Here is an 18,989-nt window from a genome sequence, read left to right as displayed (position 1 = left end):
CCGTGCCGCGGGCGTTCGGATCGGGACCGGAGGGGTGGGGGGGTCAGAAGCCGTTGCAGTCGACCGTCGCGGAGGGGCCGGTCGCGGTGGCCGTGTGCGCCTTGCCGTTGTCGACCACGACGGAACAGGTCGCCGTGCCGCCGCCCGGTCCCAGGGTCAGGGAGAGCGAGCCGCCCTTGACGAAACTCTTCGTCGTCAACTCCTTCTGCCACGGCAGCGTCTTCGCCGTCACCTTGGTCGTCGAGATGGTGTCGTCGTGCCAGGTGGGGTACCCGATGGTCACGTCGCGGGCGGTGCCGGTGACGCGGTATCTCACGGTGACCGACTTGCCCGCGTCACCGCGGACGACGGCCGCGATGGCGATGATGCCGCCGAAGAAGACCACGGCCGCGGCGAGCAGGACCCACGGCCGCTTCCGCCTCCTTCGCGGCGGAGGAGGGTGCACATGTCCGTGCGGCTCGGGCGCCGGCCCCGCGGCTGGCCCTCCGCGGGGCTCCTTCCGCTCCGGACCGGGGTCCTGCCCCGGCGTTGGCTCGCTCATGGACCCAGAATGCGGTGGGCCGACCCCCACGGCGAGCCGGGAGGAGCCCCGATACGCCAAAGGGCCCCTCCCCCGCGCGAGCGCAGGTGAGGGGCCTCTTCATGGTGTGGCGGCACGTGGATTCGAACCACGGTAGGCTAAGCCGACGGATTTACAGTCCGCTCCCATTGGCCGCTCGGGCATACCGCCATGAGATGTGCCTCGGGCCGGCCTGGGGGGCCGGGGGTCGTGGCGACGGGGTAAACGATACCTGATGCAGAGGGGTGGTTCGCCACCGGATTGATCAGGGCATCGGGGGCGCGGGTGACTAGGCTGGGCCGGTGGCGGTGCCGGGTTGGGCCGTCGCGGAAGTGATGGAACCGACGTACCGATGAACACAGTCAAGGAGCCCACTGAAGATGGCCGACTCCAGTTTCGACATCGTCTCGAAGGTCGAGCGGCAGGAGGTCGACAACGCCCTCAACCAGGCCGCCAAGGAGATCTCGCAGCGCTACGACTTCAAGAACGTGGGCGCGTCGATCGCTTGGTCGGGCGAGAAGATCCTCTTGGAGGCGAACTCCGAGGAGCGCGTGAAGGCGATCCTGGACGTCTTCGAGACCAAGCTGGTGAAGCGGGGGATCTCGCTGAAGTCGCTGGACGCGGGCGAGCCGCAGCTGTCCGGCAAGGAGTACAAGATCTTCGCCACGATCGAAGAGGGCATCTCCCAGGAGAACGCCAAGAAGGTCGCGAAGATCATCCGGGACGAGGGCCCGAAGGGCGTCAAGGCGCAGGTCCAGGGCGACGAGCTGCGGGTCAGCTCCAAGAGCCGTGACGACCTCCAGTCCGTGCAGGCCCTGCTCAAGGGCAAGGACCTGGACTTCGCGCTCCAGTTCGTCAACTACCGCTAGAACACTGCGCTGACCTGCGGAAACGCGTCAGCTAGGCGGCCACAGGGCACAACGAGGGCATTCCGGCGAGGACCGACTCCACCGCCGCCCTCGCTGTGCCCTCGTCGTTGGGCCGCAGGGGGCATAGGTGTCGAGAACGGTCGACGCCTCGGAGGGCTTGGCTCTGGACGTCGATGGCGGATCAGCCAGTGATCGGCTGATCACCCAGAATGAACCGTCGGCGTAACCTGTCCTCAGCCCGTCAAGTCGCCTGCCGGCATCGAGCAAGGGGGACAGCGTGAGTCAGGAGCAACCGCTGTGGCGGCTGGAGGTGCTCGCCGACGGCGACACGCTCCGCCAGGAACGCCTCACCCGGGATCTGCAAGACGCACTCCACCGGGCTGGTGCCGCCGAGACGACGTTCCTGACCGCCGAGGAAGGCGCACCCACGCATGACGGCCGTAAAGGCGGAGTGGTCTCGGAGATCACCGCGCTTGGCGTTGCGGCTGCAGCGGTCAGGCCGGCCTCGCGTGTCCTGATCGAGCTGATCAAGGAATGGTGCGCCAAGGACCGCCACCGCAAGGTGGCGATCACCGAAGGAGACCGGTCAATCACCGTGACCGGTCGCCCCGACGACGCGCAGGAGCGCATCATTCGCGCCTTCCTCGACCATGCCGACGAACCGGTCGCTCCTGAAGGCGAACAGGAGTGACCCGCCTGGTGCGCCGCCGCGCGCTGCTGATCGCCAACGAGAACTACGATGACGGCCGCTTCGGCTCCCTGCCGTCCACCCAGGCCGACATCTGGCACCTGGCACAAGTGCTCGAGCACCGCAGCATCGGCGCCTTCGTCTCCGTGAAGACGGCCGCCGACCTCACCGCGGACGACATGCAGTACGAGATCAGCGAGTTCCTCGAAAGCTGTGATCAGGACGAACTTGCGCTGCTCTACATCTCCGGTCACGGCACCAGGCTCTCCGCCAGCGCGGGCGGCGAATTCCATTTCGTAGCCAAGGACACCGACTACGACCGGGTCGCCGCGACCGCGGTCGGTGCGGGCTTCGTCAACGAGCGCTTGGAAGCCTGCTGGGCGAGGCAGAAGGTCGTAATGATCGACTGCTGCCGGAGCGGTGGCTTCGCGGTCGGCCTGCGAACAACGGATCGGTCCGCTCCTGCGGCCGCGAAGTCCGGCGAGGACGCACCACTGCGCAGCCACGGCGTCTATGTGCTCTCATCCTCACGAGCGGGTGAGGACTCCTACAGCGGCGCCCAGACCGATGGCGCAGTCGAGCCGTCGGCTTTCACTGCGGAGGTCGTCGAAGCCCTGCGGACCGGCAAGGTCAGCAAGAGCGGGACCGGCGAAGTCTCCGTTGGCGAGCTATTCGACTACGTCAACCGACGCATGCGCGCCAAGGGGTCAAGCCAGATTCCGGTCAACTCAGCCCAAGGCGTCGACGATCGGATGATCCTCGCCAGTTGCCCTGTCGGCAGCGCTCCGCGACTCGCACCCTTCACCCGGCGGGCTCCCTCACAGACTCCTTCGACCACGCAGAGCCCCAAGGCGGCAACGCCGGGCCGGAGCCAGCCAGGCTGGCCCGAACTCCTCACCTACTACCGGGAGTGCGTGCTGTCGGACGAGGCAGACACTCCGCTCATGTCCGTTCACGACCACGGCACCTCGTACGTCTGCCTCACCGGATCAGAGCGCCTGCTGTCCGGCGAGTTGGATGAGGACGACTGCACCGAAGTACCCTCCGAGGCTGCGGACCTGATCGAGGCCGCCGCAGCCCAGGATGCCGACCTCTGGGCCGGCTACCCCGCTGTTCTCATCAACGGCCCGCGCAACGGCAGGAGTTGGTCCGCCCCGAAGTTCGCTCCGCTCCTGGTGCGCCGAGTCGAGGTGGTGCACCACGAGGGCAGCCCCCGCCTGAAGCCCTACGGGCCGGTCGTCCCGCATCCACGCTTCGCCGAGGAATGGCTCGGCAAAGAGGAAGCCGCAGAACTCTCGGAGACCTACCAGCCCACCTGGCACGCGGGGCAGCATGACCGAATGGCCGTGGACGTCCACAATCTCCTGATGCAGGAGTACGAGCTTCCCTGCGTCCAAGAGCCTCGCCCCGATCAGTTGGCCGACCGGATCGACATCCGCACACCAGGCAATGGTGCACGAAACTCCGCCGTGCTCTTCCTGGCACCCCGGGACTCGAAGGCAACCAAGAAGCTGCTGGCCGACTTCGACAGCATCGCCAAGAAGATCTCCGAGATCGGGCGGACCTCGCTCGCAGCGCTCTCCCCGATACCCGAAGAGCGCTCCGCGTCCGACGAGCGGAAGCCTGAATCGGTCCGGCTGGTGACACCGCTGCCCTCCAACGAGGCGCAGTCAGCCGTACTGCGGTCGGCGATGACGCGTCGACTCACGGTGGCCACCGGACCCCCCGGTACCGGCAAGAGCCAGTTGGTGGCCAACCTCGTCGCCACGGCCCTGGCCACTGGCGAGCGGGTGCTGATCGCCTCCACCAACAACCAGGCTGTGGACGAGGTCTGGCGACGCTGCGAACAGCACTCGCCGGGAAGCGTCGTGCGCACCGGGTCGACCGGGCGTGAGGTCGACTACCGGGAGATCGAAGCCGCGACTCTGCGCAAGCTGCTGGAGGTTCCCGCGCCGGACCGCAATACCAAGACCGCCGAGTTGGCGGTCGACGTCGCGGCCGACCAACTTTCCCAGCTACAGGAGGAGTTCGCCCGGATCGCAAGCGCCGAGCGTGCATTGCGCCGGACTGGCGAGGCACGAGAACAGCATGCTGATCGACTCGGCACCCCGGTCCGCGATCTGGTCGAGCTGCTGGGTGTTGACGATCCGGAGCGCTTGGCCCGTCAAGCTGCAGGACTGGCACGTGCCTGGTTCTTCGGCGAAAGGCGCCGCAAGCGGTTGCTGCGCCGGGTCGGGATCGCGCCCGCCGGGCGGCCGACCGCCGAAGTCTGCTCTGCTCTGGCGGATTTCGCCACGACCGAACAGGATTGGCGCAGAGGACGCGAGCGCACATCGACCGTCCTGGACGACGCCCTGCTGACCGAGAAACTCGACAACGTCGAGTCAGGGGTGCGCTCGGCCAGCGGCATACTGCTCGACAGCGCGGTACGGACGGCGGCCCGTACCGGGCGGCAGGCGATCATGGGTTTGCTGACCGCTCGCGACGCCAGCGGGAGTGACTGGCCCGCGGTCAAGTCCGTGCTGCCCTCGGTTCGAGGATGGGCGGTGACCAGCCTCTCTGCCCGGCGTTTCCCGCCGGATGCCGCCCTCTTCGACCTGGTGATCGTCGACGAGGCCAGCCAGTGTGCCATCCCCCATGTACTTCCCCTGCTGTTTCGGGCACGTCGAGCATTGATCATCGGCGATGCCATGCAACTTCCGCACATCGCCAAGATCGGCCCGGAGCACGAATCGGTGATCCGGCGGGGAAGCGGTCTACGCTCGGACTGGCTCGAGCGCCACCAGCTCGCCTACCGGCGACACAGTGCCTTCCACGCCGCAGAGCGGGCCGCAGGCACGAGCATGCTCCTGGACGAGCACTTCCGCTGCCATCCAGCGATCGCCGCAGTCTCCAACCGTCTCTTCTACGACGGCCAGCTGACCGTTCTCACTGACGTCCGATCGCGCCCGTCGCTGGACCGACCAGCGCTCTTCTGGTCAGATGTCAGAGCTCCGGCTGCAAGGCCACGCTCGGGTAGCTCCTGGGTCAATGAGGGCGAGATCACCAAGGTGGCGAGCTTCGTCCGGAGCCTGCTCCAAGATCTGCCTCCCGAAGCATCCATCGGGGTGGTCACCCCCTTCAAGGCCCAGGAGGAAGCGCTGCAGCGGCGCCTCCGTGATTACGATCCGGAGCGGGTCCGCACCGGAACGGTCCACACCTTCCAGGGTGGCGAACGCGACGTCGTGATCTTCTCCCTGGTCGCGGGTGAGGGGATGCACCCCGGTGCGATCGGCTGGATCGACCGACAGCTCAACCTGTGGAACGTCGCCATCACCCGTGCTCGCTCACACCTGATCGTCGTTGGCGATGCCGGCCTCTGGCAGCAACGTGGCGGAATCGGCGCTGCCCTGTTCCGGGCCTCTGCGTCAACGGAGGCGCCCGACCGAGCCGACCACGACGGATACAACGAACTGCTGAAACGGCTGTACACCCTGCTGTCCAGCCAACCCGGATCGACCGTCGAGCTCGATGCCGCGGTGAACGGCCACCAAGCCGATGCCGTGACCCGAAGCGATCAGAGTACGCGGGCAGTTCTCCTCGACCTCGGACACGACGTCGCGACCGACGCAGGCCGTCATCTCCGCCTGATGCTCCGGCGGCGGCAACTACTCGCGACCGGAGACGGCGGTGGCGGTGGCGCTCTGCGCGTACCCGCCTGGCACCTGTACGACCACACGATCGGACTACCTCGTCCACCACGCCCCTGAAGGCTCAACGCCGTGATCACCCCGGAGTCGTGGTTCCGTGGCGATCACGCGTTACGAACCGCGCCAGGAGATGGCGCTGAGCTGCGAAAGCGCACGAGCTAGGCGGCGCGAGAGGCCGGCTGGGCGTCCACGCACCCACGCCGGCCTCCGTCTCCGCCTCCGCGCTCCGCTACTCCCCGCTCCCGGTCTCACCCGAGCCGGCGCCCCCACCCGAACCTGAGCCCTCGCCCGAGCCCGCACCCGCACCTGAGCCCTCACCCGCGGCGGCGCCCTCCCCCTGCAACCGCTTCACCACCGCCAGCGCGTCGTCCACGTGCCCGCCGATGTTCATCATCGACGAGAAGGCGTGCCGGACGGTGCCGTCCTGGTCGATGACGAAGGTGATCCGGCCGGGGACGACGCCGAGCGTCGTGGCGCCGTACTGCTTGCGGACCGCGCGGTCGCGGTCGGAGAGCAGGGTGAAGGGCAGTTCATGCCGCCCGGCGAACTTCTCGTGCGACTCGACGGTGTCGGAGCTGACGCCGATCACCTCGGCACCGGCGTCGGTGAAGCTCTCGTAGCCGTCGCGGAAGCTGCACGCCTCGGCGGTGCAGCCGCGGGTGTTGTCCTTGGGGTAGAAGTACAGGACGACGACCTTCTCCCGCAGCCGCTCGCTGAGCGTCACCCCCGTGCCCGACTGGTCGGGGAGGGTGAAGTCCGGTGCCTTGTCGCCGACTTGCAGGGTCATCGCGATCTCCTCGGTAAGGGCTGGACTAGGAGAGTACGGGCCCGGGCGACGGTCCGTTCACCGCACGCCCGACCCTGCGCCCCGCCGTAGGTCGCCCCGTCCCGTGCCCCACCTCGCGCCCCGCCCCGAGTCGACCGGCGCGCGCCCGGCCCCCGGTCCGGTCCCGCCCGCTCAGCGCGTGGCGAACGGCTGATCGGTCGGCACGATCTCCTTGCCCAGCGGCATCAGCGACAGCGGGATCAGCTTGAAGTTCGCGAGGCCGAACGGGATGCCGATGATCGTGATGCACAGCGCGATCCCGGTGACGATGTGGCCGAGTGCCAGCCACCAGCCGGCGAGGATCAGCCACAGCACGTTCCCGACGAAGGAACCGGCTCCGGCGTCGCGCCGCTCGACCGCCGTGTAGCCGAAGGGCCACAAGGCGTAGATGCCGATCCGGAAGGCCGCGATGCCGAACGGGATGCCGATGATGGTGATGCACAGGATCAGCCCGGCCAGGAAGTAGCCCAGGCACATCCACAGCCCGCACAGCACGAGCCAGATCACGTTCAGGATCGTCTTCATCGGTTACGACCTGCCATCTCTTCCAGGCGCGAGATGCGCTCTGCCATCGGCGGGTGGGTCGAGAACAGCTTGGAGGCGGTGCCCGGGCGGAACGGGTTGGCGATCATGAGGTGGCTGGTGGTCTCCAGCCGGGGTTCGGGCGCCAGGGGGCGCTGCTGGGTGCCGGCGTCCAGCTTGCGCAGCGCGGAGGCGAGCGCGAGCGGGTCGCCGGTGAGGCGGGCACCGGAGGCGTCCGCTTCGTACTCCCGCGAGCGGGAGACGGCGAGCTGGATCACGGAGGCGGCGATCGGGCCGAGGATCATCAGCAGGAGCATGCCGAGGATGCCGGGGCCGTCGTCGTCGTCGGAGCGGCCGATCGGGATCAGCCAGGCGAAGTTCGCCACGAAGACGATGACGGAGGCGAGCGCGCCCGCCACCGACGAGATCAGGATGTCCCGGTTGTAGACGTGGCTCAACTCGTGGCCGAGCACTCCGCGCAGCTCGCGCTCGTCGAGGATCTGCAGGATGCCCTCGGTGCAGCAGACCGCCGCGTTGCGCGGGTTGCGGCCGGTGGCGAACGCGTTCGGCGCCTCGGTGGGCGATATGTACAGCCGCGGCATCGGCTGGCGGGCGGCCGTCGAGAGCTCGCGCACGATCCGGTAGATCTCGGGCGCCTCGAACTCGCTGACCGGGCGCGCGCGCATGGCCCGCAGCGCCAGCTTGTCGCTGTTCCAGTACGCGTACGCGTTCGTGCCCAGGGCGATGACGAGCGCCACGATGAGCCCGGTCCGGCCGAAGAACGCGCCGATGACCAGGATGAGTGCGGACAGCCCGCCGAGGAGTACGGCGGTCTTCAGCCCGTTGTGCCGGCGGTGCACGTGCGCCCTCCAAAGTGTGCGTCGGGGGGATCTCCCCCTTCAGGAAAACCTCCTGCACTGGTCAACGCGACTCGGACGCCGTTGGTTCCCCCGCGCGCACGCAGCGCTACCGTCCGATCCGCGTCGGCGACCCGTCCCACCTGCGGCGCCCGCGGCGGCGCTCACAGCAGCACCCCTTCCGCGTAACGCAGCACGATCTGGGGCGCGCCGGACAGCACCACGCCGGCCGCCGCGGCGAGCGAGATGGCGGCGGTCAGGGCGAAGGGCGTACGTGCGGCCGTCGCGAGGCCCGCTGCGTCGCCCGCCGTGCCCACCGTGCCGTCCATGTCCCCTTCCTGCCCGCTCTTCGCGCGTCCGAACAGCAGCGCCGTCCACCGCAGGTAGTACACGAGGGCGATCGCCACGTTGACGGCCATGATCACCGCGAGCCAGCCGTGCTGGGCGTCGACGGCCGTGGAGAAGACGGCCACCTTCGCGAACAGGCCGATCAGCCCGGGCGGCAGCCCGGCGAGGCACAGCAGGAAGAAGGCGAGCGCGAGGGCGGCCGCGGGCCGGGACGCGTACAGGCCGCGGTAGTCCGTCAGCCGGCCGCGCGGCGCACCGCGGCTGACCAGGGCCGCGACGGCGAAGGCGCCGAGGTTCACCACCGCGTACATCAGGGCGTACGCCACGGTGGTGCCGACGTGGTAGCCCGCGGGGCGGCCGGCGGCCTCGGCGGCGAGCGGCACGAGCAGGTAGCCGGCCTGCCCGATCGACGACCAGGCCAGCAGGCGTACGGCGCCGCGCTCGGCGTCGGGCCGCTGCCGCAGGGCGCCGACGTTGCCGACGGTCATGGTCAGCGCGGCGAGGACGCCCATCGCCGGGCCCAGGGTGCCGGCGTACGGGTGGAAGGCGAGCGTGGTGAGCAGGATGAGGCCGGAGAAACCGGCCGCCTTGCCGACCACCGAGAGGTAGGCGGCCACCGGCAGCGGGGCGCCCGCGTAGGTGTCGGGCACCCAGAAGTGGAAGGGCGCCACGGCCAGCTTGAAGGCGAAGCCGAGCAGCGTCAGGGCGGCACCGGCCTTGCCGAGGGTGTGCAGCTGGCCGGGTTCGTGGCCGAGCGTACGGCCGATCCGGTCCAGGTAGAGCGTGCCGGTGGTGGCGTACAGGAAGCTGACGCCGAGCAGCGACACCGCGGTGGCGGTCACCGAGGTGAGGAAGAACTTCAGCGCGGCCTCGCTGCTCAGCCGGTCGCCGCGGCGCAGCCCGACCAGGGCGAACGACGGCAGCGTGGTGACCTCCAGCGCGACGATCAGCGTGGCCAGGTCGCGGGAGGCGGGCAGCAGGGTGGCGCCGGCCGCGGAGGCCAGCAGCAGGAACCAGAACTCGCCGGCCGGCAGCTCCTCCTCGACCGCGGGCGCGGACAGCAGCGCGGTCAGCAGCGCCCCGCCGAGCACCAGCACCTGCACCACGAGCGCGAAGCGGTCGGCGGTGTACGAGCAGCCGCCGCCGGTGACGTCGGTACGGCAGAAGGTGGCGTGGTGGCCGGCCCGCAGCGGGATCAGGGAGAGCAGCGCGAGCGCGAGCCCGGCGACCGTCACCCAGGCCAGCAGCTGCTTGCGGCGCGGCGGCAGGAACAGGTCGGCGACCAGCAGCACGACGGCCAGCGCGGCCGGGATCGCGGCCGGGGCGACCGCGCTCCAGTCGACGGACTCGGTCAGCGAGGAGGCCAGCGCGAACCCGGGGCCGTGCACCAGGCCGGGGGCCGGGCTGGGGGCGGGGCCCGCGGTGGCGATCGCACCCGGAAGCGCGGCGGGGATCGCGGCGGGGATCGCGCCGAGGGAGGTCATCAGCTTCCTCCGAGCAGGGAGCGTACGGCCGGATCGGTGAGGCCGAGCAGCAGCGCGGGCCACAGCCCGGCCAGCACGGTGAGCGCGGCCAGCGGTGTCCACGCGGCGAACTCGTAGCCGCGTACGTCGGCCAGGGCCGGCTGGGCCCGCGCGGTGTCGCGGTCGCCCATGCACATCCGGCGGACCACGGTGAGCAGGTAGGCGGCCGTCAGCAGGGTGCCGAAGGCGGCGACGGCGGTGAAGGTGAGATACGCCGGACGGCTGAGCCCGGCGCCGGGCTTGAAGGCGCCGAACATCGCCAGCATCTCCCCCCAGAACCCGGCCAGGCCCGGTAGCCCGAGCGAGGCGACGGCGCCGAAGGCCAGCAGTCCGCCCAGCCGGGGCGCCCGCCCGTAGAGGGCCGCGCCGGTGCGGCCGGCGAGCTGGTCGAGGTCGCTGCTGCCGTAGCGGTCCTTCAGGGCGCCGACGAGGAAGAAGAGCAGGCCGGTGATGAGGCCGTGGGCGACGTTGGCGAACAGGGCGCCGTTGACGCCGGTGGGGTTCATGGAGGCGATGCCGAGCAGCACGAAGCCCATGTGGCCGACCGAGGAGTAGGCGATGAGCCGTTTGAGGTCGCCGCCGTTGCCCTGCCGGACCAGGGCGAGGCAGGCGAGCGAGCCGTAGATGATGCCGACGACCGCGAAGGCCGCCAGGTACGGGGCGAAGGTGCGCATCCCGCCGGGCGCGATCGGCAGCACCACGCGGACCAGGCCGTAGGTGCCCATCTTCAGCAGCACCCCGGCGAGCAGCACCGAGCCCACGGTGGGGGCGGCGGTGTGGGCGTCGGGCAGCCAGCTGTGCAGCGGCCACATCGGGGCCTTCACGGCGAGGCCGAGACCGATCGCGAGGACCGCGACGAGTTGCGTGGTGTGACTGAGGTGTGACCCGTTGTCAGTGGCGAGTGCCACCATGTCGAATGTGCCCGCTTTCACCCCGATGAGGAGCAGGCCGAGCAGCATGATCACGGAGCCGAGAAGGGTGTAGACGATGAAGCGCAGCGCCGAGCGTTCCCGGTTCGCGCCGCCCCAGCGGGAGATGAGGAAGTACATCGGGACCAGCACGGTCTCGAAGGCGAGGAAGAAGAGGATCAGGTCGAGGACGGCGAAGCTGGCCAGCGTGCCGCCTTCGAGCAGCAGGAGCAGCGCGACGAAGGCCCGGGGCCGCGGGCCGTCCGGCATCTTGAAGTACGAGTACAGCGCGCACAGGAAGGTCAGCAGCGCGGTCAGCACCAGCAGGGGCAGCGAGATGCCGTCGACACCGAGGTGGAGGTGGATGCGCAGCGCGGGAATCCAGTTGAGGTCGGTGGTGGCCTGCATCTTCGCCGGGTGGTCGTGGTCGAAGCCGGCGGCGAGCACGATCGCGAGGACCAGCACCGCGCCGGTGACGGTCACGCCGTGCCGCAGCACCGCCTGGTCCGGGCCGCGGCCGCGCAGACCGGGCGGAGGCGGCAGCAGGGCGCCGACCGCGCCGAGCAGCGGCAGCACGAGGATCGCCGCGAGGATGTACTGAAGGGCGGTGTCGTTCACTTCGGGCTCAGCCTCCGACGGCGACGAGGACGGCGAGGACGACCGCACCGGCCAGCAGCGCGCTGAGGTAGGTCTGGACGTTTCCGGTCTGGGCCTTGCGGACGGCCGCGCCGAGCAGGTTCGGGGTGCCCGCGGCGCCGCGTACCCAGGTCTCCACGACGTCCCGGTCCAGGAAGCGGACCAGCGCGGCCGCGGCCAGCACCGGGCGGACGAACACCGCGGTGTAGAGGGCGTCGAGGCGGAAGCCGTGCGCGGCGGATGCGTGCAGCGGGCCGAGCAGCAGCCGGCCCGGGTCGCCGGGGTCGTGCGCGGTGGCGACGTCGCCGTAGACCTCCTTGTGGCTGTCCTCGGCCTCGGCCTCGATCAGGGCGGGTTCGGAGTCCGCGTCCAGGTGGTCGGTGAGCGCGCTGCCGGTGCCGGGCGGTTCGGAGACGACCGCGCCGATCGGCACGGCCCGGCGGGTGGCGGCGACCGCCTTCCAGGCCCCGTAGGTGATCAGCACGCCCACCAGGGCGAGCCCGGTACCGAGGAGGGAGGTGACCAGGGTCGGGCCGAGCGGGGTGCCGCCGCCGAACCAGTCGGGCAGCTTGCGGTAGGTGAGCCCGCCGAAGGCGAGGGTGGGGATCGCCAGCACCCACAGCACGGCGGTCATCGGCAACGGCTGCCGTCCGTGGTCGGGGGCGGCCGGGCCGTTGCCGAGGAAGGCGAGGAGGAACAGGCGGGTGGCGTAGGCGCCGGTGAGGACGGCCGCGGCCAGCCCGGCGACCAGCACGGTCCAGCCGACCGCCGACGGCACGTGCGCCGTGTCGCCGGAGGAGGCGTGCTCGGCGGCTCGCAGCACCGACTCCTTGGAGAAGAAGCCGGACAGCGGCGGCAGGGCGGCGAGCGCGGCCAGCGCGAGGGCCATCGTCCACATCGCGTCGGGCACCCGCTTGCGCAGCCCGCCCGTACGGGACATCGCGGTCAGCGAGTTGGTGCCGGCCGCGTGGATCACCACGCCCGCGCCCAGGAAGAGCAGCGCCTTGAACGCGCCGTGCGACAGGAGGTGGAAGACGGCGGCGTCGCGGTCGCCGACGGCCAGCGCGCCCGCCATGTAGCCGAGTTGGCCGATCGTGGAGTAGGCGAGGACCCGTTTGATGTCGTCCTGGGCGAGCGCGGCCAGGCCCGAGCCGACCATGGTCACCGCGGCCATCACGGCCAGCACGACGAGCGCGGCGGCCGACGCGGTGAACACCGGCAGCAGCCTGGCCACCAGGTAGATGCCGGCGGCCACCATGGTCGCGGCGTGGATCAGCGCGGAGACCGGGGTGGGGCCGGCCATCGCGTCGGGCAGCCAGGTGTGCAGCGGGAACTGCGCGGACTTGCCGGCCACGCCGGCGAGCAGCAGCAGCGCGATCACCGTCGGGTGGTGCAGCCGCCCGTCGGCGGCGGCGTGCAGGATGCCGCTGATCCGGAAGGTGCCGGCGTCCGCGGCGAGCGCGAACACGCCGATCAGGAAGGGCACATCGCCGAGCTTGGTGACCAGGAACGCCTTGATCGAGGCCGAGCGGGCCGCCTCGGTCTCCCAGTAGTGGCCGACCAGGAAGTAGGAGCAGATGCCCATGACCTCCCAGCCGACCAGCAGCACCATCAGGTCGCCGGAGTAGACGACGAGCAGCATCGCGGAGGTGAACAGCGAGACCACGGCCGCGTAGGAGGGGTAGCGCGGGTCGTCGCGCAGATAGGAGACGGAGTAGACCTGCACGCAGGTGGCGACCAGGCCGACCAGCAGCGCGATCAGGACGGAGAAGCCGTCCAGGTGCAGCGAGAGGTCGATCGGCACGGAGCCGGTGACGGTCAGCCGGTGCGAGGCGTCGGTGGCCGCTCCGGTGCCCTGCCGGGCGGCGACGATCGCGGCGAGCACGAAGGAGACCGCGGTCGGCAGCACCGCAAGCGGGCGTACGAAGCCGGGTGCGCGCCGGCCGAGCAGGAGTCCGGCGGCCGCGCCCAGGAAGGGCAGTGCGGGGACGAGCGCGGCAAGGGCGGTCAGGGTCACGCGGTGGCCTCTGCCTTCTCGTCGTGGCCGGAGGCGGTGGCCGGGCCCGGTTCCGGGGGCCCGGGCACGCCGAGGGGTTGCCCGGGGTCGGCCAGGTCGGTGAGGCGGTCGATGTCGGCGGTGCCGCGGTTGCGGTGCACCAGCAGCACGATCGCCAGGCCGATCCCGATCTCCGCGGCGGCGATGGTGATGGTGAACAGGGTGAGCGCCTGCCCGGAGTGCAGCCGGTCGCCGAGCCAGGTGTCGAAGGCGACGAGGTTGAGGTTGACGGCGTTGAGCATCAGCTCGACGGACATCAGGACGAGGATCGCGTTGCGCCGGGCGAGCACCCCGTACAGGCCGACGCAGAACAGCAGGGCGGCCAGCACGGCGGGGTAGACGAGGTGCATCAGCGGTCCTTGCCGTTCGGGGCGGCGGGGCCGCCGGAGCCGGGTACGGCCGGGCCGTTCGCGCCGCCGGGGGGCGCCGCGTCGGGCCCGCGCTTCGACAGCACGATCGCGCCGACCAGGGCGGCCAGCAGCAGGACCGACAGCGCCTCGAACGGCAGCACCCAGAACCGGAAGAGGCTGGTGCCGGTGACCTTGGTGGCGCTCTGCCCGGCGGCGTGGTGGACGTCGATCCAGGTGCTGCGGAAGGCGTCCACCACCACCCACACCAGGGTGGCCGCGGCGGCGACCGCCACCGCGAGGGCGACCCAGCGGTTCTCGGAGTCGGCGTCGGGCGAGTGGCCGATCGGCGCCCGGGTGAGCATCAGCCCGAACAGCAGCAGCACGACGACCGAGCCGACGTAGATCAGCACCTGCACCCAGGCGATGAACTCGGCGGTCAGCAGCAGGTACTCCACCGCGATGCCGCCGAGCGCGACCACCAGCCAGAGTGCCGCGTGCACGAGTTGCCGGGTGGTGACGGTGATGACGGCCGCGCCGAGGGTGGCGAGGCCGACCAGCAGGAAGGTGATCTCGACACCGGTGGGCGAGAGGAAGCCGTGGTGCGCGAGGGCGCTGTGGTGGACGTTCACGACGCGTCCTCCCCGGGTTCGTCGGGCGCCTGGGCCTGGTCGGCAGCCTGGTCCGCGGACCGGTCCGCCGCCTCAGCCGCCGCCTCAGCCGCCGCCTGGGCCGCTTCCTGCGCCGCTTCCTGCGCCGCCGCTTGCGCCGCCTTCTCCGCCGCCTTGTGGGCCGCCGCGATCTCCTTCGGCTCCTCCGCCGCCGGGTCGAGCGGGGGCGGCGCCGGCACCGTCCACATCCACTCGCGCAGCTTGTCGCGTTCGTGGGTGAGTTCGAGGATGTCGGTCTCCGCGTACTCGAACTCCGGGGACCAGAACAGCGCGTCGAACGGGCACACCTCGATGCAGATGCCGCAGTACATGCACAGCGAGAAGTCGATCGCGAAGCGGTCCAGCACGTTGCGGCTGCGCTCGCGGCCGCCGGGCGCGGCGGGCGGCGTCGTCTCCTTGTGCGAGTCGATGTAGATGCACCAGTCGGGGCACTCACGGGCGCACAGCATGCACACCGTGCAGTTCTCCTCGAACAGCGCGATCACGCCGCGGCTGCGCGGGGGGAGTTCGGGTTGCGCGTCGGGATAGCGGGCGGTGACGGTCTTCTTCGTCATCGTGCGCAGGGTGACGGCCAGGCCCTTGGCCAGACCGGAGCCGGGAAGAGGCATGGCTTACGAGGTCACCACCTTGACGACGCCGGTCAGGGCGATCTGGACGAGGGAGATCGGGATCAGCACGGTCCAGGCGAACTTCATCAACTGGTCCTCGCGCAGCCGCGGGTAGCTCACCCGCAGCCAGATGACCACGAAGGCGAGCACGCCGGTCTTCAGCAGCGTCCACAGCCAGCCGACGCTGCCCGACCACGGCCCGTGCCAGCCGCCGAGGAACAGCACCGTGGTCAGCGCGCACAGCACCACGATCCCGGCGTACTCGGCGAGCAGGAACAGCGCGAAGCGCAGCCCGGTGTACTCGGTGTACGCGCCGAAGATGATCTCCGAGTCGGCCACCGGCATGTCGAACGGCGGCCGCTGCAACTCGGCGAGCCCGGCGGTGAAGAACACCAGGCCGCCCATGAGCTGCCACAGCGTCCACCACCAGTGGTACGACTCGACGATGCCCGGCAGCGACAAGGTGCCCGCGGCCATCGCCACGGACGCGGCGGCGAGCAGCATCGGCAGTTCGTACGCCATCAGCTGGGCGGCCGTGCGCAGACCGCCGAGCAGCGAGAACTTGTTCGCCGACGCCCACCCGGCCATCAGCGACCCGAGCACGCCGACACCCATCACGGCGAGCACGAAGAACAGCCCGGCGTCGATCGCCTCCCCGACGAAGCCGTGCGGCCCGACCGGGATGACGATCAGCACCAGGAGGTACGGCAACAGGGCGACGGCGGGCGCGAGCTGGAAGATCCGGCGATCCGCGTCGGCCGGGACCACGTCCTCCTTCTGCGCGAACTTCACGCCGTCGGCGACGAGTTGGGCCCAGCCGTGGAAGCCGCCGGCGTACATCGGGCCGAGCCGGCCCTGCATGTGCGCCATCACCTTGTGCTCGGTCTGCCCGACCACCAGCGGAAGCACCAGGAACACGACGAGGACGGCGACCAGCCGCAGGACGACATGGAGCGTGTCGTTCACGGGGTACGGCCTCCTTCGTCGGTGGGCGGTTCGGCGGTGGGCGGTTCGGCGGTGGGGGGTTCGTCACGGGCGGGCGGCGCCGGGGGCTGCGCGGCGGGGGGCTGCTCCGCCGGAGACTGCTCGGCCGGGGGCCGCTCGGCGGGCGGTTGGTCCGCCGGAGGCTGCTCCGCCGGTTTCTGCCAGGGCGCGTCCGGTGTGGCCGGGCGCGGTGTCCGGGCCGGGCGGGACGGGGTCTGGCTCGCCGAGCCGTCGCCCGCGCTGCGGGTCCTGCGGGCGGGCCGCTCCCCCGCACCCGCGCCACCCGCACCAGCACCGGCACCCGCACCCGCGGCACCCGCGCGCCGCGCAGGGCGGGCCGGCGCCGGCGGCAGCTGGCCCTTCAACGGGCCCCACTCGTTCGGGTCCGGCACGCCCGGCGGCAGCATCTGCCGCCGCTTCGGGCCGCCGTCGTGGGACTCGCCCGGCTCCTTCGCGCCCGGCCACGCCTTGGCCACCCGCGCGGCCAGCACGAAGTCCTTGCGCAGCGGGTGCCCCTCGAACTCCTCGGGCAGCAGCAGCGGCGCCATCCCCGGGTGCCCGGTGAAGGCGACCCCGAACATCTCGTGGGTCTCGCGCTCGTGCCAGCCCGCGCCCGCGTAGACCCCGGTCGCGGTCGCCAGTTCGGCCGCGTCGTGCGGCACGGTGGTCCGCACCAGCAGCCGTCCGACGCCGCGTTCGAGCCGTACGACATGGGCGCACACCCGGAAGCCGGTGCCGGGTTCGTCCACCGCGCTGAGCCAGTCGAAGAAGGTGCAGCCGAGGGTGTCCCGGGCCGCGGTCAGCGCCGCCACCCACCCGGCGGGCGGGACGTCGACGGTGAGCAGGCCGTACGCCTCCTCGGCGGTCGCGCCCTCGCCGAAGACCTCGGCCGCGCCCTCGGGGAGCTGCTCGAAGGCGCTCACCGCTCCCCCGCCTCCGGTCCGTCCGCCTCCGGTCCGGCGTTCCCCGAGCCGTCCCCGGGTGAGTCCGAGGCAGCCGACGGCGCCGGCGGGGGCGGCGGTGTGACGAGGCCACTGGTCAGCGCGGCGGTCGAGGGCCGCGCGGCCGGCCCGTGGCCGTACCGCTCGCCCAGCGACTCCCGGGCGATCTTCTCCTGGAGCTTGAGGATGCCCTGGAGCAGCGCCTCGGGCCGGGGCGGGCAGCCGGGCACGTAGACGTCCACCGGGATGATCTGGTCGACGCCCTTCGTCACGGAGTACGAGTCCCAGTACGGGCCGCCGCAGTTGGAGCAGGCGCCGAAGGAGATGACGTACTTCGGCTCGGGCATCTGCTCGTACAGCCGCTTCACCGCGGGCGCCATCTTGTCGGTGACCGTGCCGGAGACCACCATCAGGTCGGCCTGGCGCGGACCGGGCGCGAACGGGATCACGCCGAGCCGGATGAAGTCGTGCCGGGCCATGGACGCGGCGATGAACTCGATCGCGCAGCAGGCGAGCCCGAAGTTGAACACCCACAGGCTGTAGCGGCGGCCCCAGTTGAGCACGACCTTCATCGGCTCGGGCGCCAGCCGGGCCAGCGGGCCGAGCCGGCGGGGCTCGGGCAGCGCCACCCCGGGCGGGGCCGGCTGCGCCGGGTCGGGCAGGGTCACGTCCATTCGAGCACGCCCTTCTTCCACGCGTAGAGCAGCCCGACCGCGAGGAAGCCGAGGAAGACGAACATCTCGACGAGCGTGGTGCCGCCGAAGCCGTGGGCCGCGAAGACCGTCGCCCACGGGAAGAGGAAGATCGCGTCCACCGCGAAGATCACATAGAGGAACGCGTACACGTAGTAGCGGATCTGGGTGTGCGCCCAGTCCTCGCCGACCGGGTCCACGCCGCACTCGTAGGTGAGCAGCTTCTCCCGCGTCGGCACGTCAGGCCGCAGCAGCCGCCCGGCCGTGAACGAGACCGTCACGAAGAGCACGCCGACGACCGCGACCAGACCGACGACCGAGTAGCCGTGGAAGTAGTCCACGTCCGTCCGCCCCTCGTTCACTCGTTGACCAGCGATGTCCAGCGATCCGGATGGATCTTTAGACGATTTATACGGAGGGAGTCTAGGCCCTGGTCCCACCGGCGGACGCAGCCGTCCACGGATGACGGAGGAGAGGGCGGCCGGACCGCGGCGGGCGGCCGAGGGGACCGCGGTGCGAGCCCCGGGACGAGCCCCGGCGAATGCACTCAACCCGCACCGCCGGGCCGCTTCCAGCGGATACGGGGGATAACCCCACCACACGCCGGAGCGCGCACCCCATGGCGCGGGCCCCCGCCGGAACGGCAGGCTTGACCCATGGACACCTCGCCCGCCCCGCGCAGCTCCGCGACCTCGACGTCCGAACCGCTGCCCCCGGCCCGGTTCGCCTTCGACACCGTGACGTGGAAGGAGATCGCGAATCTCCTGCTGAACCTCTTCATGTCGCTGATCGGCTTCATCTACGTGGTGACCACGCTGTCGCTGGGCGCCGGGCTGTCCGTGACGGTGATCGGGTTGCCGCTGCTGGCGTTCGGCCTGGGCGGCTGCCGGTTGCTGGGCAAGCTGGAGCGGGCCAGGGTGCGCAAGCTGCTCGGGGTGCACGTGGAGGAGCCGCGGCCGCTGCGGAAGAAGACGCTGGGCGGGTTCCTGCCCTGGCTGTGGGCGTCGCTGAAGGACCCGGTGGCCTGGCGGCACGCGCTCTACTTCTCGATCCGGCTGCCGTGGGGCATCGTCACCTTCGCGGTGACGCTCACCTCGCTGTTCGTGCTGTGGCCGGTGCTGCCCTACCTGGCCAGGGCCATGTCGACGGTGGACCGGGCGCTGGCCCGCGGGCTGCTCCAGCCCTCCGACGAGCTGGAGCAGCGGATCGCGGAGCTGGAGTCCGACCGCGGGGTGGTCTTCGACACCGCGTCCGACCGCGGGGTG

The 18,989-nt window shown here is 71.0% G+C and carries 18 protein-coding genes and 1 tRNA gene; 4 read left to right on the top strand and 15 right to left on the bottom strand.

Going from position 1 to position 18,989, the window contains the following annotated elements:
* Nucleotides 1-43 precede the first annotated feature (43 nt).
* Both AB0399_RS04120 and AB0399_RS04115 read right to left on the bottom strand, forming a co-directional pair.
* Nucleotides 44-445 (bottom strand): hypothetical protein, encoded by a 402-nt coding sequence (locus AB0399_RS04120; RefSeq protein ID WP_328467987.1) that lies wholly within the window; start codon nucleotides 443-445, stop codon nucleotides 44-46.
* 203 nt (nucleotides 446-648) lie between these two features.
* Nucleotides 649-730, bottom strand: a tRNA-Tyr gene (locus AB0399_RS04115).
* Nucleotides 731-939: 209 nt separating this feature from the next.
* Here AB0399_RS04115 and AB0399_RS04110 point away from each other — a divergent pair.
* The 3 genes from AB0399_RS04110 to AB0399_RS04100 all read left to right on the top strand — a co-directional run bounded on the left by AB0399_RS04110 (nucleotide 940) and on the right by AB0399_RS04100 (nucleotide 5,865).
* A complete protein-coding gene (locus AB0399_RS04110; protein ID WP_328467921.1) occupies nucleotides 940-1,428 on the top strand; it encodes a YajQ family cyclic di-GMP-binding protein in 489 nt (162 codons plus the stop codon).
* A 277-nt stretch (nucleotides 1,429-1,705) separates the two neighbouring features.
* The gene (locus AB0399_RS04105; protein WP_366410145.1) at nucleotides 1,706-2,119 is read left to right on the top strand and encodes a hypothetical protein; all 414 of its coding nucleotides are present in this window, start codon (nucleotides 1,706-1,708) and stop codon (nucleotides 2,117-2,119) included.
* Nucleotides 2,116-5,865 carry an AAA domain-containing protein gene (locus AB0399_RS04100; RefSeq protein ID WP_366410144.1) on the top strand — a complete coding sequence of 1,250 codons (3,750 nt, stop codon included), beginning with the start codon at nucleotides 2,116-2,118 and terminating at the stop codon, nucleotides 5,863-5,865. Before AB0399_RS04105 ends, AB0399_RS04100 begins: the two co-directional genes overlap by 4 nt.
* Before the next feature lie 169 nt (nucleotides 5,866-6,034).
* Here the strand turns inward: AB0399_RS04100 and AB0399_RS04095 are convergent, their stop codons facing one another.
* From AB0399_RS04095 to AB0399_RS04035, 13 genes are all read right to left on the bottom strand, one after another.
* Nucleotides 6,035-6,592 (bottom strand): peroxiredoxin, encoded by a 558-nt coding sequence (locus tag AB0399_RS04095; RefSeq protein ID WP_366410143.1) that lies wholly within the window; start codon nucleotides 6,590-6,592, stop codon nucleotides 6,035-6,037.
* Between the two features lie 171 nt (nucleotides 6,593-6,763).
* Entirely contained in the window at nucleotides 6,764-7,156 is a 393-nt protein-coding gene (locus tag AB0399_RS04090) for a YccF domain-containing protein (protein ID WP_366410142.1), read from the bottom strand.
* On the bottom strand, nucleotides 7,153-8,013 hold the full coding sequence (gene htpX / locus AB0399_RS04085) for a zinc metalloprotease HtpX (RefSeq protein ID WP_329365899.1): 861 nt from the start codon (nucleotides 8,011-8,013) through the stop codon (nucleotides 7,153-7,155). The genes AB0399_RS04090 and htpX overlap by 4 nt, the downstream gene beginning before the upstream one ends.
* 161 nt (nucleotides 8,014-8,174) lie before the next feature.
* Nucleotides 8,175-9,842, bottom strand: a complete 1,668-nt coding sequence (locus AB0399_RS04080) for an NADH-quinone oxidoreductase subunit N (RefSeq protein WP_366410141.1) — start codon at nucleotides 9,840-9,842, stop codon at nucleotides 8,175-8,177.
* Complete coding sequence (locus AB0399_RS04075) at nucleotides 9,842-11,407, bottom strand: NADH-quinone oxidoreductase subunit M (RefSeq protein WP_329365902.1); 1,566 nt, start codon at nucleotides 11,405-11,407, stop codon at nucleotides 9,842-9,844. The genes AB0399_RS04080 and AB0399_RS04075 overlap by 1 nt, the downstream gene beginning before the upstream one ends.
* 7 nt (nucleotides 11,408-11,414) lie before the next feature.
* Entirely contained in the window at nucleotides 11,415-13,442 is a 2,028-nt protein-coding gene (locus AB0399_RS04070) for an NADH-quinone oxidoreductase subunit L (protein ID WP_366410140.1), read from the bottom strand.
* Entirely contained in the window at nucleotides 13,439-13,831 is a 393-nt protein-coding gene (nuoK, locus tag AB0399_RS04065) for an NADH-quinone oxidoreductase subunit NuoK (RefSeq protein WP_328467907.1), read from the bottom strand. The genes AB0399_RS04070 and nuoK overlap by 4 nt, the downstream gene beginning before the upstream one ends.
* Nucleotides 13,831-14,460 (bottom strand): NADH-quinone oxidoreductase subunit J, encoded by a 630-nt coding sequence (locus AB0399_RS04060; RefSeq protein WP_366410139.1) that lies wholly within the window; start codon nucleotides 14,458-14,460, stop codon nucleotides 13,831-13,833. Before AB0399_RS04060 ends, nuoK begins: the two co-directional genes overlap by 1 nt.
* Nucleotides 14,457-15,107, bottom strand: a complete 651-nt coding sequence (locus tag AB0399_RS04055) for an NADH-quinone oxidoreductase subunit I (protein WP_366410138.1) — start codon at nucleotides 15,105-15,107, stop codon at nucleotides 14,457-14,459. Before AB0399_RS04055 ends, AB0399_RS04060 begins: the two co-directional genes overlap by 4 nt.
* A gap of 3 nt (nucleotides 15,108-15,110) precedes the next feature.
* Nucleotides 15,111-16,073: an NADH-quinone oxidoreductase subunit NuoH gene (nuoH, locus tag AB0399_RS04050; RefSeq protein ID WP_328467901.1), complete on the bottom strand. Its 963-nt coding sequence runs from the start codon at nucleotides 16,071-16,073 to the stop codon at nucleotides 15,111-15,113.
* Nucleotides 16,070-17,014 (bottom strand): NADH-quinone oxidoreductase subunit C, encoded by a 945-nt coding sequence (locus AB0399_RS04045; RefSeq protein ID WP_366410137.1) that lies wholly within the window; start codon nucleotides 17,012-17,014, stop codon nucleotides 16,070-16,072. The genes nuoH and AB0399_RS04045 overlap by 4 nt, the downstream gene beginning before the upstream one ends.
* Nucleotides 17,011-17,706: an NADH-quinone oxidoreductase subunit B family protein gene (locus AB0399_RS04040; protein ID WP_366410136.1), complete on the bottom strand. Its 696-nt coding sequence runs from the start codon at nucleotides 17,704-17,706 to the stop codon at nucleotides 17,011-17,013. The genes AB0399_RS04045 and AB0399_RS04040 overlap by 4 nt, the downstream gene beginning before the upstream one ends.
* Nucleotides 17,697-18,086, bottom strand: coding sequence for an NADH-quinone oxidoreductase subunit A (locus AB0399_RS04035; protein WP_328467895.1), 390 nt, complete (start codon nucleotides 18,084-18,086; stop codon nucleotides 17,697-17,699). Before AB0399_RS04035 ends, AB0399_RS04040 begins: the two co-directional genes overlap by 10 nt.
* A gap of 294 nt (nucleotides 18,087-18,380) precedes the next feature.
* Here AB0399_RS04035 and AB0399_RS04030 point away from each other — a divergent pair.
* Nucleotides 18,381-18,989, top strand: a 609-nt coding sequence (locus tag AB0399_RS04030) for a sensor domain-containing protein (RefSeq protein ID WP_366410135.1), incomplete at its 3' end; no start/stop codon positions are given.

Origin of the sequence: Streptomyces sp. NPDC088194 (genome assembly GCF_040702025.1) — a bacterium.
GTDB lineage: Bacteria > Actinomycetota > Actinomycetes > Streptomycetales > Streptomycetaceae > Actinacidiphila.
The sequence above is the reverse complement of the archived record's forward strand: the minus strand, read 5'-3'. Positions and strand labels throughout refer to the sequence as shown.